Source organism: Pseudooceanicola sp. LIPI14-2-Ac024 (genome assembly GCF_042188925.1).
In the GTDB taxonomy this organism is placed as follows: domain Bacteria; phylum Pseudomonadota; class Alphaproteobacteria; order Rhodobacterales; family Rhodobacteraceae; genus Pseudooceanicola.
In genome coordinates, this window is sequence record NZ_CP170102.1 from 2,706,593 (window position 1) to 2,720,928 (window position 14,336).

Here is a 14,336-nt window from a genome sequence, read left to right on the forward strand (position 1 = left end):
GACAAAAATAGCGAGAATTTTCAGAACCGGGCGCCGGGCATCTGCGGATGACAAGGCCCGAGGACCGGGGTAAGAGGGGCACCGGCGGCCCCGTGGCTCAACTGGATAGAGCAGCCCCCTCCTAAGGGGCAGGTTACAGGTTCGAATCCTGTCGGGGTCACCAGCTTGCCACCCGCCTGTCCTGAAATGTGGTGCAACCGACGCCGCAGTTCCCGTGCGCGGTCTTGATCAGCCTGCCCGCGCATCTGCCCCAATCGTTTGCGGCCCTGGTCCGTGTGCCATTGTTACTCGTTACCCATCCCGGCACGGACCCTGTCGATTGCACCGGGGTCCGGATACCGCAAGGGCAGGCGAGCCCGATTTGACCTGAATCAAAGATGACAAAAGAATCCGCTTTTTGTCTGCGCGTCGTTTCGCATGCCCGCGCCATGCCTCTTTCCGTGCACGTCACCTTCCGTCTAGGCTGATCCCGAGGACAGAGGGAGGATGCCATGACGAGCGATGCGATCGTGATCGGGGCGGGTCTGGCCGGCCTGGTCGCCGCGCATGAGCTGGCCGCGCGCGGCAGGACGGTGACGGTGATCGACCAGGAAGGGCGGCAGAACCTGGGCGGACAGGCGTTCTGGTCGCTGGGCGGGCTCTTCATGGTCGACACGCCGGAGCAGCGCCGCATGGGCATCCGGGATTCGATCGAACTGGCGCGCGACGACTGGATGGGATCGGCCGGGTTCGACCGGGTCGAGGATGAATGGCCGCGTCGCTGGGCCTCGGCCTACCTGGAATTTGCCGCCGGCGAAATGCGCGGCTGGCTGTCGGGCCTCGGGCTGACGTGGTTCCCAGTGGTCGGCTGGGCCGAGCGCGGTGGCGGCATGGCGGGCGGGCACGGCAACTCGGTGCCGCGCTTCCACCTGACCTGGGGCACCGGGCCGGGGGTGCTGGCGCCGTTCGTGAAAAGCGTTCTTGCCCACGAGGACGCCGGGCGGATCACCTTTGCCTTCCGCCACCGGGTCGACCGGCTCGAGGTGTCGGACGGGCGCGTTCGTGCCGTATCAGGCTCTGTTCTGGCCGACACGGACGTCGCGCGCGGCGCGGCCTCGCCCCGCGAGGTGACCGGCGATTTCCGGATGGAGGCGGATGCCGTGATCGTCGCCTCCGGCGGGATCGGCGCGAACTTCGACCTCGTGCGCAAGAACTGGCCCGTGGACCGGCTGGGCCCGCCGCCCGCGACGATGATCTCGGGCGTGCCCGAACATGTCGATGGACGGATGATCGGCATCGCCGAGGATGCCGGCGCCTCGATCATCAACCGCGACCGCATGTGGCATTACACCGAGGGCATCCGGAACTGGGACCCGATCTGGCCGCACCACGGGATCCGCATCCTGCCCGGCCCGTCCTCGATGTGGTTCGACGCCGAGGGGCAGCGCCTGCCGGTACCCTGTCTGCCCGGCTTTGACACCATGTCGACCCTGCGCGAAATCTGCACGCGGGGGCACGATCATTCGTGGTTCGTCCTGACCCAGAAGATCATCGAGAAGGAGTTTGCCCTGTCGGGGTCGGAACAGAACCCCGACTTCACCTCGGGCAAGTGGATCGAGGTGCTGAAATCGCGCCGCGGCAAGGGCGCCCCGCCGCCGGTCGAGGCGTTCAAGGAGAAGGGCGCGGATTTCGTCGTCGCGGACGACCTGGAGAGCCTCGTGCAGGGGATGAACGCGATCGGCACCGGCCGGATCGACCTACAGCACCTGCGCGACCAGATCCTCGCCCGCGACCGGCAGCTGACCAATCCCTTCGCCAAGGACCTGCAGGTCGTCGCCCTGCGCGGCGCGCGCAACTACCGCGGCGACAAGCTGATCCGCACCGCGAAACCGCACCAGATCCTCGATCCCGGCAACGGCCCGCTGATCGCGGTCAAGCTGCACATCCTAACCCGCAAGACCCTGGGCGGGATCGAGACCGACCTGGACGGACGGGTCCTGTCCGTGGACGGCACGCCAATCGAAGGGCTCTTTGCGGCGGGCGAGGCGGCGGGCTTTGGCGGCGGCGGCTATCACGGGTACAACGCGCTCGAGGGCACGTTCCTGGGCGGCTGCCTGTTCTCGGGCCGCATGGCCGGGCGGGCGGCGGGATGATCGCGGTCCTCGGCGCGGGTGCCATCGGCGGGTTCGTCGGCGGGATGCTGGCGTCCTCGGGCGTGCCGGTGACCTTCGTCGGCCGGTCCGGCCCGCCGCGGGCGCTCGAGGGCGGGCTGACCGTGACCCCCTGGGGCGGCGCGGCGCGCGAGGTGCCGCCGAACGAGATCACGCTGACCGGGCCCGAGGGGCTGGGCGCGGCGGAAACCATCCTGCTTTGTACCAAGAGCGCCGACACCGCCGGCGCGGCCGAGGTGATTGCCGCCCACGCCGCCGCCACGGCGGTGGTGGTCAGCCTGCAGAACGGCCTCGGCAACGTCGAAACCCTCTCCGCGCGGCTTGGCGGTGACCGGGTCGTGCCCGGCATGGTCGGCTTCAACGTCATCCGCCCCGAGGCGCATCATTTCCTGCAGGCCACCGAGGGCGAGATCATGGTCGGCCCCGCCGCCCTGCGGCTGGCCCAGCAGATGCACGGCGCGGGGTTGCCCGCCACGACCCACGACAACATGACCGGGGTGCAGTGGTCGAAGCTGATCCTGAACCTGAACAATCCCCTGAACGCCCTGTCGGGCCTGCCGTTGCGCGACCACCTGATGGACCGCGACTGGCGCCGGATCGGTGCGGACTGCGCGGCCGAGACCATCGCCGTCGCCCGTGCCAAGGGGATCACGCTGGAACGCATGGGCAAGGTCGAGCCCCGAATCGTGCCCCGCGTCCTGCGCCTGCCGACGCCGATCTTCCGTGTCCTGGCCAGCGCGATGCTGCGGATCGACCCGCAGGCCCGCACCTCGATGGCGCAGGACCTTGCGGCCGGGCGGCCGTCGGAACTGCCGTGGCTGAACGGAAAGGTGTCCGAGGCCGGGCGCGAGGTCGGCGTGCCGACGCCCACCATCGACGCGGTGATCGCGATGACGGATGCGACCTTTGCCGAAGGCGCGTCCCCCCGGCTGACGGGCGCCGCCGCCCGCGCGCGGATCGCCGGGATCAGATCACCCGGATGACATCCTTGCCCACGGCCAGCATGTAGCCGCGCCGCGCGATGTTCTTGACCAGCAGTTCGCTGACGATCTGGTTGCCCAGCGTGTCCCGCAGCCGCTTGATCCGGGTCGCGCCCGCCGCCTCGTCGCAGTCGATCTCGGGGCGGCCGGAAATCATCGCCTCGATCTGCACGCCCGAGAGCACGTCGTCGTCCATCCGCGCCTCGGCCAGAACGGCCAGGGTCTCCATCGCCGCATCGGTCAGCTTGAACCCGAGGTTGTTGAGGTAGACGGTCTTTTCATCGCGCGAGATCAGGAGGGAGTTCACCTCGATCCCGGCGCGTTCGATCTGGGCCATGCGTCGGTTCATGGTGATCAGCAGGACGAGGAAGACCAGCGCTGCCAGCAGCAGCGCGGTTGAGAATACCAGCAGGACAAAGATCACCATCCGGTAGCTTTGAAGCGTCTCGGAAAAGGCGGTGCCGGACTGCGCGAGGATTTCGAGCAGCTTCACCTCGGCCTGGCTTTGCAGGTTGTCGTTCTCGGAAAAGATGGCGGCGACGCGGTCGTTGAAGGCGTTGGCGTCGGGCAGGTTCAGGAACAGCAGCACGCCACCGATCACCAGCACCGCGACAATGGCGATCAGGCCCCAGGTGACCGCGCGGGTCCCGGTGCGGCGGGCATCAGAAGCGAAGGTAGTATTGTCCTGCATTGGCCTTCTTCCCCTCCAGCCCCGACTCGTCGAACACGCTCAGCACGTTGAGGAGCGTCCAGCCGTTCTGCGCCAGACGCTGCTCGACCTCGCCCCGCGCGCCGTTCCGGTCGCAGGACGACACCTGCATCACCCCGTAGTGCAGTTTCAGCGGGTTGTCGCGTCGCGCCTTGTAGTCGGCATAGCAGGCCGCCTGCGCGGCGACCGGAGCCCCGGTGATAAGGGCGGCGGCGAGGAAGGAGAAGAGGATGTGTCTCATGCGCAGATAATTGCCTGCGCGGCGACGGATATTCAATAACGCAAGGGGTTTGGGGGGCGTGTTATCCGATAGCGGCGGGCTGTTATTGCCCGATTTCGGGGGCCGGCCCCAGGTTGGCGGCATCACAAACCGCCCCGGGCTGATCCGGCGGCCAGAGACCGGGCCCGGCCCGCAACCCCGAAAGGACCACTACAATGGCACGCAAGTTCATCGCCACCATCCTCGCCGCCGCACTCTCGGTCACCGCGATCGCGGCCCCGGCGCAGGCGCGCAACAACGACGACCTCGTGAAATTCCTGGCCGGCGCCACCGCGCTCGTCATCATCGGCAAGGCGCTGCACGACAAGAACACCCGCGACAACGACCGTGACGATCATGTCACCCGGTATCGCCCCGACTGGGACGATCGCCGCGATCACCGCCCGGGCCGCGGCTATGACCGCGACCACGGACGGGACCACGGCCGCGCGAACATCATGCCCGCCTCGTGCCGGGTGAACGTCCGCACGCCGAACGGCACGGTCAGCGGCTATGGCTACGACTGCGTCCAGCAGCACCCGCGCATCGCCCGCAACGTGCCGGGCCAGTGCGTCACCGCCACCCGCGCCCATCGTGGCCCGCAGTTCGTCTATACCGACCGCTGCCTCGCCCGGTCGGGCTTCCGCGTGAACTGACCGCGTTTCCCCCCACGCATCCCCCATGGTGGGGGGTGGCCCCGGCGGACCGAGCAGCGCCGGGGCCTTTTTCTGTCCGGAACGCGCCACGCCACCCTTGCCAAGCGCCCGGCCCTGCGGTTCAACCGCATCATGTCGATCCCTGATTTCCTGCTTGAAACCGCCGCGCATGAGCGCGGTGCCCTGCGTGTCGCCGGCGTGGACGAGGTCGGCCGCGGCCCGCTGGCCGGGCCGGTCACCGCCGCCGCCGTCGTGCTGGACCCGGCCCGCATCCCCGCCGGGCTGAACGATTCAAAGAAGCTGACGGAAAAGCGCCGCGTCGCGCTGAACGCGGAGATCCTGGCGGTGGCCGAGGTCTCGATCGCCCATGCCACGGTCGAGGAGATCGACGCGCTCAACATCCTGCGCGCCAGCCACCTCGCCATGTGCCGGGCGCTCGCCGGGCTCGCCACGCCGCCCTGTCACGTGCTGATCGACGGCAACATGATCCCGCGCGACCTGACGCTCCCCGCCGAGGCGGTGGTGAAGGGTGACGCGCGGTCCGTTTCCATCGCCGCGGCCTCGATCGTGGCGAAAGTGGCCCGCGATGCGATCATGCGGGATCTCGCGCAACACTTCCCCGGCTACGGCTGGGAGACGAACGCCGGATATGGATCAAAAAGCCACATGGCCGCGCTCCTAAATCTTGGCGTAACCCCACACCATAGAAGATCCTTCGCGCCCATCCACAATATCTTGTGTAAAGACTCCGCGATAACCTCTTGATTCAAAAATAGAAATTGACCACGATTCGGCTTTGACTCATCTTTCCCTCAACAAATCGAGCGCAGCAAACCGCGCCGAGCACGAGGCAGAAAATGACAAAGACCAGAACGCAGAAGGCAGGTGAACTGCCGCTGGACAGTATACTTGCGGGTGATTGCGTGGAGGCTATGAACGCCCTCCCCGAAAGCTCCGTCGACCTCATTTTCGCCGATCCGCCCTATAACCTGCAGCTGCGCGGCGACCTGCACCGCCCGGACAATTCCCGCGTCGATGCCGTCGACGATCACTGGGACCAGTTCGCCAGCTTCCAGGCCTATGACAAGTTCACCCGCGAATGGCTGGCCGCCGCGCGCCGCGTGCTGAAGCCGAACGGCGCGATCTGGGTGATCGGGTCGTACCATAACATCTTCCGCGTCGGTGCCGCTCTACAGGACCAGGGTTACTGGATCCTCAACGATGTGGTCTGGCGCAAGTCGAACCCGATGCCGAACTTCCGCGGCAAGCGCTTCACCAACGCGCACGAGACGATGATCTGGGCCTCGAAGGGCGAAGGCGCGAAGTACACCTTCAACTACGAGGCGCTGAAAGCATTGAACGAAGGCGTGCAGATGCGGTCGGACTGGGTGATCCCGATCTGCAACGGCGGCGAACGGCTCAAGGACGCCAACGGCGACAAGGCCCACCCGACGCAGAAGCCCGAGGCACTGCTGCACCGCGTCCTCGTCGGCTCGACCAACCCCGGCGACGTCGTGCTCGACCCGTTCTTCGGCACCGGCACCACCGGCGCGGTCGCCAAGATGCTGGGCCGCCACTTCATCGGCATCGAGCGCGAGGAAAGCTATCGCAAGGTCGCCGAACAGCGCCTGAAGAACGTCCGCAAGTACGACCGCGAGGCGCTTCAGGTCACCACCGGAAAACGCGCCGAGCCGCGCGTGCCCTTCGGCCAGCTGGTCGAACGCGGCATGCTGCGCCCGGGCGAGGAACTGTATTCCATGAACGGCCGTCACAAGGCCAAGGTCCGCGCCGACGGCACCTTGATCGGTGAGGACGTCAAGGGCTCCATCCACCAGGTCGGGGCGCATCTGGAGGGCGCGCCGTCCTGCAACGGCTGGACCTACTGGTGCTTCCGCAAGGACGGCAAGACCGTCCCGATCGACCTGCTGCGCCAGCAGATCCGCGCCGAGATGAACTGAGCCAATCCACGAGTTGAACACCGCCAGCGTCGCGCATATCCGCGCGCGACGTGCACCTATGCCCCGCCTCGCAAGAGGCGGGGTTTTTTTTGGTGCGCTGTGCTGGCGACAGGGGGCTGGCATCGGGCCGGACGCACGGACGAACGGACCCTGGCAAAAGAAAAGGCGGGCCGGAGGGAGGATCCGGCCCGCTGGGTGTCCCGAACTTCGGTTCTGCGAGGAGTCAGAAGAAACCGAGCTTGTTCGGGTTGTAGCTGACCAGCATGTTCTTGGTCTGCTGGTAGTGGTCGAGCATCATCTTGTGCGTCTCGCGCCCGATGCCGGACTGCTTGTAGCCGCCAAAGGCCGCATGCGCCGGGTAGGCGTGGTAGTTGTTCACCCAGACGCGGCCGGCCTCGATCTCGCGGCCAAAGCGGTAGGCGCGGGTGCCGTCGCGGGTCCAGACCCCGGCGCCGAGGCCGTACATCGTGTCGTTGGCGATGGCGAGCGCCTCGGCCTCGTCCTTGAAGGTGGTCACCGACACGACCGGGCCAAAGATTTCCTCCTGGAAGACCCGCATCTTGTTGTGGCCCTTGAGGATCGTCGGCTGGATGTAGAAGCCGTTCGCCAGCTCTCCGCCCAGCACCTTGGCGCCGCCGCCGACCAGCACCTCGGCGCCCTCTTCGACACCGATGGTCAGGTAGGACATGATCTTGTCCTGCTGTTCCCGGCTGGCCTGTGCGCCGACCATGGTGGCCATGTCGCGCGGATCGCCCTGCTGGATCGCCTTCACCCGTTCGATGCAGCGGGCGATGAACGCTTCATAGATGTCTTCCTGGATCAGCGCGCGGCTGGGGCAGGTGCAGACCTCGCCCTGGTTGAAGGCGAAGAGGACAAAGCCCTCGACCGCCTTGTCGAGGAAGGCGTCATCCTGCGCCATGACGTCCGAGAAGAAGATGTTGGGCGACTTGCCCCCCAGCTCGAGCGTGACGGGGATCAGGTTCTTGGTCGCGGCCTTCATGATGATGCGGCCGGTTTCGGTCGACCCGGTGAAGGCGATCTTGGCGATGCGGTTGCTTTCGGCCAGCGGGCCGCCGACCTCGGGGCCCATGCCGTTCACGATGTTCAGCACGCCGTCGGGCAGCAGGTCGGCGATGCATTCCACCAGCACCATGATCGCGGCCGGGGTCTGTTCGGCGGGCTTCAGCACGACGCAGTTGCCGGCCGCCAGCGCGGGCGCCAGCTTCCACGCGGCCATCAGGACCGAGAAGTTCCACGGGATGATCTGGCCCACGACGCCGAGCGGTTCGTGGAAGTGATAGGCCACGGTGTCGGCGTCGATCTCGGACATCGTGCCTTCCTGTCCGCGCAGGACACCGGCGAAGTACCGGAAGTGGTCGACCGACAGCGGGATGTCGGCGGCGGTGGTCTCGCGGATCGGCTTGCCGTTATCCCAGGTCTCGGCCGCGGCGATCAGGTCGAGGTTCTCCTCGATCCGGTCGGCGATCCTGAGCAGGATGTTCGAGCGTTCGGCGGCGGGGGTCTTGCCCCAGGCCTCTTTCGCGGCATGGGCGGCGTCGAGCGCCAGTTCCACGTCCTCGGCGGTCGAGCGGGCGACCTCGCAGACCTTGGCGCCGGTGATCGGGGTGATGTTGTCGAAGTACTGGCCCTTCACCGGGGCGACGAACCGGCCGCCGATGAAGTTGTCGTAACGGGCCTTGAAGGGCGAGGCATAGCTTGCCGCAAGCTGGGTCATCTCGTTCATGGTGATCTCCTCCTGTTGACCGGCGCGGGGCCGGATCGGGTGGAGGATGCGGGGACGCGGGGCGCCTGTAACGGGGGGTGACCCGGGTCGCGCGGGCCGCCTGTCTCAGTTCTGAGACAGGTCGCCGCCGTTTTGAGCAAGGCCGAGGCGCTGCATCCGGCGATAGAGCGTCGCGCGGCCGATCCCGAGCGCGCGGGCGGCTTCGGACACGTTGCCGCCGGACCGGGCCAGCGCCCGGCGGACGGCGGCGCGTTCGCCGCGTTCAAAGCCGCGCACCTCGCCGTCGCGGCCGAGGATGTCGGTGGCGGGCACCGGGGCGATGGCGCCGCTGGCCCCAAGGCCAAACGACTTGCGCGCCGCGCGCGAGGCGCCCACCACAAGGTCGTCGCGGTCCACGGCCAGCAGCGAGGATCCGTCGCCCTCGGCCACCACGATGCGATGCCCGGCAAAGGCCGCGCGGAAGGTGTCGGATTCGATCTGCTGGGCCGTCTGCTGGACCATCGCGCCGATCAGGCGGTTGAACCCCTCGGTCTGGTCGCTGCGGGCCGAAGAGACGTCGAGCGCCGCCATCAACGTGCCGTCGGGGCCGTAGATCGGCGCATCCATGCAGGACATGCCGATGTTGCGGGCGAGGAAATGTTCGTCGCGGTGGATGGTGACCTGCCGTTTCTCGATCAGGCAGGTGCCAATTCCGTTGGTGCCCTCGGCCGCCTCGCTCCAGTCGGCACCGGGCCAGAGCCCCCAGGCCTGGAACACGTCGGCATCACCGTCCGAACAGCGGTGTTCCAGCACGATCCCCTCGGCGTCGGTCAGCAGCACGCTGCAGCCGGAATGGCCGACCAGCCCGAAGAGCCCGTCGAGACGCGGCGCGGCGATCCGCAGGAAACGGTCGTTGGCGGCCCGCCTGTCGCGCAGGTCCTCGCCGCCGACACGCCCGCAGGCCGGCGCCCCCGCCGGGTCGAGGCCGTGGGTCTGGAACGACCGCTGCCACGACGCGGCAAGGCGCGACCGCGCCGCGGCCGAACCTGAGGCGAGCGAGGTCAGGACCCGCTCAACATGTGTCTTCGACGTCGCGATGGTCTCCTCCCACGGGCGACGGGACTGCGGGGGCAGCCCGGTGGGGGAAATGCTACGCGGCGGTGACGATCCGTCAAGCGGGCAAAACGCGCGTCGGCGGATCGGGGGGCGACCGGGGGCGGAAACAGGGACTGATGCGGGGATCTTCGCGGTTTCAGCCCGCGTGCACGCCCGTCTTGTAGGGTGTCCAGTCCTCGATTTCCGGGTAATGCGCCCGCCGCCAGGCCCGGACGCGGGGGTTCATCTGCCGCCGCCAGAGCGGCGGGACCAGCGCGATCAGGCCCATCATCGGATAGCCGTGCGGCAGCTGCGGCGCCTCGTCCTCGCCATAGGTCTGGAGCAGCGGGAACCGGCGGTCGGGCTTGGTGTGGTGGTCGGAATGGCGCTGCAGGTTGATCAGCATCCAGTTCGACACCTTGTGCGCCGCGTTCCAGGAATGGCGCGGCTTCACGTGCTCGTACCGGCCGTCGCCCAGGTACTTCCGGGTCAGGCCGTAATGTTCGATGTAGTTGGTCAGCTCGAGCTGCCAGACCGCGACGAAGGCCTGGAAGACGAAGAGGCCGAGCCCCGCCCATCCGCCGACCAGCGCCGCCAGCAGCAGCATGCCGAGTTGCAGCGCGGCGTAGCGCCAGAACGGGTTGCGGTGATCCCAGACCGGGCGGCCCGCCCGCGCGAGCCGCCGCTTTTCGGCGTTCCAGGCCGAGGGCGGGCAGTCGCGTAGGACGCGCAGGAAATAGCGGTGGAATCCTTCGTTGTAGCGGGCGGTGACGGCATCCTCGGGGGTGCCGACCTTGACGTGGTGGACCAGCAGATGCTCGGTCCGGAAGTGGGAATAGAGCACGTTGGCCAGCAGAAGGTCGCCCAGCCAGCGTTCGGCCCGATCGCTCTGATGCAGCAGCTCATGCGCATAGACGATGCCGATGGAGCCGGTCATCACCCCGACGCCAAAGAAAAGAGCCAGCGTTTCCAGCAAGTTGAGGTGATCGGTGTGGGTGACATAGCCGATCAGCGTGAACACCGTGAACGCCTGCACAGGGAACCAGATCATCGTTAACATCCGGTACCACTGCAGTTCGTCATCGGGCGTGTCGGGGTCGGCGTTTTCCAGGGTCACGCCGATCAGGGCGTCCATTCCGGTGACGACCCACCAGACGTAGGCGGGCATCAGGATCACCGTCCATCCGCCGTAGACCGCGCCGATCCAGGCCAGCGGCACCGTCAAGAGCGACAGGCCGAACGGCAGGGCGTGGGCGAAGCTCGAGGTGGTTTCGGACGGAGTCATCGTGCCCTCACAACGGGTTACGCCCCTCATTCTCCAACGCGCCGCGGGCGAGGTCAAATGCCTTGCGCATCACCGTCGGCAGGTCGGAGGGCCGGAAATCCTGCGGCGCGACGAACCCCTGTTGCCCGGGCCTTAACGCTGCGGACGGGACGTCGGTATCACGTCGGTATTGCGTCGGTATCGCGTCGGTGCAGAAAACGGTCAGCCGCAGGTGGAAATGGGTGAAGGTATGCAGCGCCTCGGCCGGCAGTTTCCGCCAGTCGCCCGCCACCGGCGGCGGGGCGTCGGGCATCGGCTGGTCGACCGGCACCCAGTCGCTGCCGGGCCAGCCCAGCGTGCCGCCGAGCAGCCCGCGTTCCTCGCGCCGTTCCAGCAGCAGCGCACCGTCCGCCCGCCGCGCGATGTAGGCGACACCGTGGCGCACAGGCTTGGCCTTCTTCGGGGTCTTCCTCGGCAGCACGGCCGCGGTTCCTGCCACCCGGGCGGCGCAGGGATCGCGCCAGGGGCAGATGCCGCAGGCCGGGCTGCGCGGCGTGCAGATCGTGGCGCCGAGGTCCATCACCGCCTGCGCGTAGTCGCCCGGTCGGCTGTCCGGCGTCAGCAGCGCGGCCTTTTCGGTCAGCTCGGGCTTGGCGGCGGGCAGCGGCGTGTGGATGTCGAAAAGCCGCGCCATGACCCGTTCGACGTTGCCGTCGACCACGACCTCGGGCCGGTCGAAGGCGATCGCGGAAATGGCCGAGGCGGTGTAGGGCCCGATCCCCGGCAAGGTCAGCAGCGCCGCGCGCGTGTCGGGGAACACCCCGCCGTGATCGGCCACCACCGCGCGCGCGCATTTCAGCAGGTTGCGGGCGCGAGCGTAGTAGCCGAGGCCCGCCCATTCTGCCATCACGCGCCCGTCCTCGGCCGCGGCCAGGTCGGCCACGGTGGGCCAGAGATCGGTGAAACGCCTAAAATAGTCTCTGACCGCGGCCACGGTGGTCTGCTGCAGCATCACCTCGGACAGCCAGACGCGGTAGGGGTCGGGGCGGACACCGGCGGCGCGGTCGGCGGGACCGACGCGCCAGGGCATGACCCGCGCGTGATCGTCGTACCAGCCCAGCAATTCCGCTGCTAACACCCCGTCACGCAATCTTTATCCTCCTGAATATTTCCTTGCTGGCCCTTGCCCGCTTGGTCACTAGAATAGGGCGCAGACGAGGGACGCAAGTGATGAACCGCCGCAGCACGACCACCTACGGCTTCAAGCGCACCGCCAGCCTGCTGGAGGGCCGCATCCGCCGTGCCGGCGAGAGCCGCGGTTTCGCCGTCACCCGACTCCTGACCCACTGGGACGAGATCGCCGGGCCGGAGCTGGCCCAGATGGCCCGCCCGGTGGACGTGAAATACGGACGCCAGAACTTTGGCGCCACCCTGACGCTGCTGACCGACGGGGCGCGCGCGCCGCTGGTCGAGATGCAGAAGGAACAGTTGCGGCAGAAGGTCAACGCGGCCTACGGCTACAACGCCATCGCCCGCATCCGCATCACCCAGACCGCCTCGACCGGGTTCGCCGAGGGGCAGGTCGCCTTTTCCACGCCGAAGACACCCGGGCCGAAGACCCCCGACGCCGCCACCCAGGCGGCGGCGCGGGACGTGGCGGGCGGTGTCGGGGACGACGGGCTTAGAGCCGCGCTTGAGGCGCTTGGCCAGAATGTTCTAGGCAGAGACAAATCGTAAGGAAGGATCGCATCTTGGATCGACGCACTCTCATTCTCGGCGGCGGCGCCGTTGTCGCGGTTGGCGCACTCGGCGGCTTCTGGCTGACCCGTCAGCAGCAGGGCCCGGCGATGACGCAGATCATGTCTGCCACCACCGAACCGACGCTGGTGTCCGACACCTCGGGGATCACCGAGATGGTGATGGGCGACGAGAACGCGCCGGTCACGGTGATGGAATACGCCAGCTTCACCTGCCCGCACTGCGCTAGCTTCCACCAGGGGCCGTTCCAGCAGCTGAAGTCGGAATACATCGACACCGGGAAGGTGAAGTTCGTCTACCGCGACGTCTATTTCGACCGTTTCGGGCTTTGGGCCGCGATGATCGCCCGTTGCGATCCGAACCGGTTCTTCGGCATTTCCTCGATGCTCTACGAGCAGCAGAAGGACTGGCTGAACGGCGAGACCCCGGCTGCCATCGCCGACAACCTGCGCAAGATCGGCCGCGTCGCCGGCCTGACCGACGCGCAGATGGAGGAATGCCTGGCCGACGAAGAGAATGCCAAGGCACTGGTCAGCTGGTTCGAGACCAACGCCGCGGCCGACGAGGTTTCGGGCACGCCGACGCTGTTCATCGACGGCAAGAAGCATTCCAACATGAACTGGAACGACCTGAAGGCCCTGCTCGACGAGGCGCTGGAAAGCTGATGGCGACGCCCCTTGCCGGCCTGAAGGTCGTCGAACTGGCCCGTATCCTGGCTGGCCCCTGGGCCGGCCAGACGCTGTCTGACCTGGGCGCCGAGGTGATCAAGGTCGAAGCGCCGCAGGGCGACGACACCCGCACCTGGGGCCCGCCGCACATCACCCGGGACGGCGAGACGACGGCGGCCTATTACCATTCGTGCAACCGCGGCAAGCAGAGCGTGACCTGCGACTTCCGCACCCCCGAGGGGCAGGCCTTCGTCCGCGACCTGGTGAAGGACGCCGATGTCCTGATCGAGAACTTCAAGGTCGGCGGGCTGGAGAAGTACGGGCTGGACTATGCCAGCCTGTCGGACCTGAACCCGCGGCTGATCTACTGCTCGATCACCGGCTTCGGCCAGACCGGCCCCTACGCGCATCGTCCCGGCTATGACTACATCATCCAGGGCATGTCGGGGTTCATGTCGATCACCGGCGAACCGGACGGCCAGCCGCTGCGCGCGGGCGTGGCGATCACGGACCTTTTCACCGGGGTCTATTCGGCCACCGCGATCCTGGCGGCGCTGCAGCAGCGCAATGTCACCGGCAAGGGCCAGCACATCGACATGGCGCTGCTGGACTGCGCGGTGTCGGTGATGGCGAACCAGGCGATGAACTACTTTGCCAGCGGCACGCCCCCGGTCCGGACCGGCAACACCCATCCGAACGTGGTGCCCTACCAGGTCTTTGCCACCGCCGACGGGCACATGATCATCGCCACCGGCAACGACGGGCAGTACCAGCGGCTGTGCGACATCCTGGGCCTGTCCGGGCTGAAGGACGATCCGCGGTTCCTCAGGAACGGCGACCGGATCGCCAACCGCGACGCGCTGATCCCGCTGCTGGCCGAGGCCTGCAAGGGCTTTGCCAAGGCCGACCTGCTGGCCGCCTGCGAGGCGAACAACGTGCCCGCCGGGCCGATCAACGACATGGGCGAGGTCTTTGCCGATCCGCATGTCGTGGCGCGCGGCATGAAGGTGGAGCTGGACGGCGTGCCCTCGGTCCGCTCGCCCTTCCAGTTCTCGGGTGCCGAGCAGAAGCTGGTCACGCCCTCGCCCACGCTGGGCGAACACGACGCCTGACCGC

General features: G+C 67.6%; 14 protein-coding genes and 1 tRNA gene. 9 read left to right on the forward strand and 6 right to left on the reverse strand.

Translation table 11 applies throughout. The annotated features are described in order from the left end of the window. Positions 1–86: 86 nt before the first annotated feature. The 3 genes from ACE2AC_RS13250 (at position 87) to ACE2AC_RS13260 (ending at position 3,133) form a co-directional block, all read left to right on the forward strand. Positions 87–163: transfer RNA gene (locus ACE2AC_RS13250), tRNA-Arg, on the forward strand. A gap of 328 nt (positions 164–491) precedes the next feature. After that, positions 492–2,132, forward strand: a complete 1,641-nt coding sequence (locus ACE2AC_RS13255; RefSeq protein WP_375687764.1) for an FAD-binding dehydrogenase — start codon at positions 492–494, stop codon at positions 2,130–2,132. After that, the gene (locus ACE2AC_RS13260; RefSeq protein WP_375687766.1) at positions 2,129–3,133 is read left to right on the forward strand and encodes a 2-dehydropantoate 2-reductase; all 1,005 of its coding nucleotides are present in this window, start codon (positions 2,129–2,131) and stop codon (positions 3,131–3,133) included. The genes ACE2AC_RS13255 and ACE2AC_RS13260 overlap by 4 nt, the downstream gene beginning before the upstream one ends. Here ACE2AC_RS13260 and ACE2AC_RS13265 read toward each other — a convergent pair. Then, positions 3,117–3,821: a transcriptional regulator gene (locus ACE2AC_RS13265; RefSeq protein WP_375687768.1), complete on the reverse strand. Its 705-nt coding sequence runs from the start codon at positions 3,819–3,821 to the stop codon at positions 3,117–3,119. The two genes, ACE2AC_RS13260 and ACE2AC_RS13265, sit on opposite strands and share 17 nt — an antisense overlap. After that, a complete protein-coding gene (locus ACE2AC_RS13270; protein ID WP_375687770.1) occupies positions 3,793–4,080 on the reverse strand; it encodes a hypothetical protein in 288 nt (95 codons plus the stop codon). Before ACE2AC_RS13270 ends, ACE2AC_RS13265 begins: the two co-directional genes overlap by 29 nt. Before the next feature lie 194 nt (positions 4,081–4,274). On the opposite strand from ACE2AC_RS13270, the gene ACE2AC_RS13275 reads away from it, so the two are divergent. The 3 genes from ACE2AC_RS13275 to ACE2AC_RS13285 all read left to right on the forward strand — a co-directional run bounded on the left by ACE2AC_RS13275 (position 4,275) and on the right by ACE2AC_RS13285 (position 6,712). Further along, positions 4,275–4,754, forward strand: coding sequence for a hypothetical protein (locus ACE2AC_RS13275; protein ID WP_375687771.1), 480 nt, complete (start codon positions 4,275–4,277; stop codon positions 4,752–4,754). 132 nt (positions 4,755–4,886) lie between these two features. Continuing rightward, positions 4,887–5,519 (forward strand): ribonuclease HII, encoded by a 633-nt coding sequence (locus ACE2AC_RS13280; RefSeq protein ID WP_375687772.1) that lies wholly within the window; start codon positions 4,887–4,889, stop codon positions 5,517–5,519. 92 nt (positions 5,520–5,611) lie between these two features. Beyond that, positions 5,612–6,712 (forward strand): site-specific DNA-methyltransferase, encoded by a 1,101-nt coding sequence (locus tag ACE2AC_RS13285; RefSeq protein WP_375687773.1) that lies wholly within the window; start codon positions 5,612–5,614, stop codon positions 6,710–6,712. Positions 6,713–6,935: 223 nt separating this feature from the next. Here the strand turns inward: ACE2AC_RS13285 and adh are convergent, their stop codons facing one another. The 4 genes from adh to ACE2AC_RS13305 all read right to left on the reverse strand — a co-directional run bounded on the left by adh (position 6,936) and on the right by ACE2AC_RS13305 (position 11,884). Then, positions 6,936–8,456: an aldehyde dehydrogenase gene (gene adh, locus ACE2AC_RS13290; protein WP_375687775.1), complete on the reverse strand. Its 1,521-nt coding sequence runs from the start codon at positions 8,454–8,456 to the stop codon at positions 6,936–6,938. Positions 8,457–8,561: 105 nt separating this feature from the next. After that, complete coding sequence (locus ACE2AC_RS13295) at positions 8,562–9,533, reverse strand: GAF domain-containing protein (protein WP_375692109.1); 972 nt, start codon at positions 9,531–9,533, stop codon at positions 8,562–8,564. 154 nt (positions 9,534–9,687) lie between these two features. Further along, positions 9,688–10,815: an alkane 1-monooxygenase gene (locus tag ACE2AC_RS13300; protein WP_375687777.1), complete on the reverse strand. Its 1,128-nt coding sequence runs from the start codon at positions 10,813–10,815 to the stop codon at positions 9,688–9,690. A gap of 7 nt (positions 10,816–10,822) precedes the next feature. Beyond that, entirely contained in the window at positions 10,823–11,884 is a 1,062-nt protein-coding gene (locus ACE2AC_RS13305) for an A/G-specific adenine glycosylase (protein WP_375692110.1), read from the reverse strand. A gap of 140 nt (positions 11,885–12,024) precedes the next feature. Here ACE2AC_RS13305 and ACE2AC_RS13310 point away from each other — a divergent pair, with 140 nt between their 5' ends. The 3 genes from ACE2AC_RS13310 to ACE2AC_RS13320 are packed head-to-tail and all read left to right on the forward strand — an operon-like array spanning position 12,025 to position 14,332. Further along, positions 12,025–12,531, forward strand: coding sequence for a DUF721 domain-containing protein (locus tag ACE2AC_RS13310; protein ID WP_375687778.1), 507 nt, complete (start codon positions 12,025–12,027; stop codon positions 12,529–12,531). A gap of 14 nt (positions 12,532–12,545) precedes the next feature. After that, complete coding sequence (locus ACE2AC_RS13315; protein WP_375687780.1) at positions 12,546–13,217, forward strand: DsbA family protein; 672 nt, start codon at positions 12,546–12,548, stop codon at positions 13,215–13,217. Further along, on the forward strand, positions 13,217–14,332 hold the full coding sequence (locus ACE2AC_RS13320) for a CaiB/BaiF CoA transferase family protein (protein ID WP_375687782.1): 1,116 nt from the start codon (positions 13,217–13,219) through the stop codon (positions 14,330–14,332). The genes ACE2AC_RS13315 and ACE2AC_RS13320 overlap by 1 nt, the downstream gene beginning before the upstream one ends. Positions 14,333–14,336 lie beyond the last annotated feature (4 nt).

Excerpts from the sequence above, each read along its gene's own strand:
- ACE2AC_RS13300 (WP_375687777.1), bottom strand. The coding sequence starts at position 10,815 with ATGACTCCGTCCGAAACCACCTCGAGCTTCGCCCACGCCCTGCCGTTC.
- ACE2AC_RS13280 (WP_375687772.1), top strand. The coding sequence starts at position 4,887 with ATGTCGATCCCTGATTTCCTGCTTGAAACCGCCGCGCATGAGCGCGGT.
- adh (WP_375687775.1), bottom strand. The coding sequence starts at position 8,456 with ATGAACGAGATGACCCAGCTTGCGGCAAGCTATGCCTCGCCCTTCAAG.
- ACE2AC_RS13255 (WP_375687764.1), top strand. The coding sequence starts at position 492 with ATGACGAGCGATGCGATCGTGATCGGGGCGGGTCTGGCCGGCCTGGTC.
- ACE2AC_RS13275 (WP_375687771.1), top strand. The coding sequence starts at position 4,275 with ATGGCACGCAAGTTCATCGCCACCATCCTCGCCGCCGCACTCTCGGTC.
- ACE2AC_RS13265 (WP_375687768.1), bottom strand. The coding sequence starts at position 3,821 with ATGCAGGACAATACTACCTTCGCTTCTGATGCCCGCCGCACCGGGACC.
- ACE2AC_RS13310 (WP_375687778.1), top strand. The coding sequence starts at position 12,025 with ATGAACCGCCGCAGCACGACCACCTACGGCTTCAAGCGCACCGCCAGC.
- ACE2AC_RS13260 (WP_375687766.1), top strand. The coding sequence starts at position 2,129 with ATGATCGCGGTCCTCGGCGCGGGTGCCATCGGCGGGTTCGTCGGCGGG.
- ACE2AC_RS13305 (WP_375692110.1), bottom strand. The coding sequence starts at position 11,884 with ATGCCCTGGCGCGTCGGTCCCGCCGACCGCGCCGCCGGTGTCCGCCCC.
- ACE2AC_RS13270 (WP_375687770.1), bottom strand. The coding sequence starts at position 4,080 with ATGAGACACATCCTCTTCTCCTTCCTCGCCGCCGCCCTTATCACCGGG.
- ACE2AC_RS13320 (WP_375687782.1), top strand. The coding sequence starts at position 13,217 with ATGGCGACGCCCCTTGCCGGCCTGAAGGTCGTCGAACTGGCCCGTATC.
- ACE2AC_RS13285 (WP_375687773.1), top strand. The coding sequence starts at position 5,612 with ATGACAAAGACCAGAACGCAGAAGGCAGGTGAACTGCCGCTGGACAGT.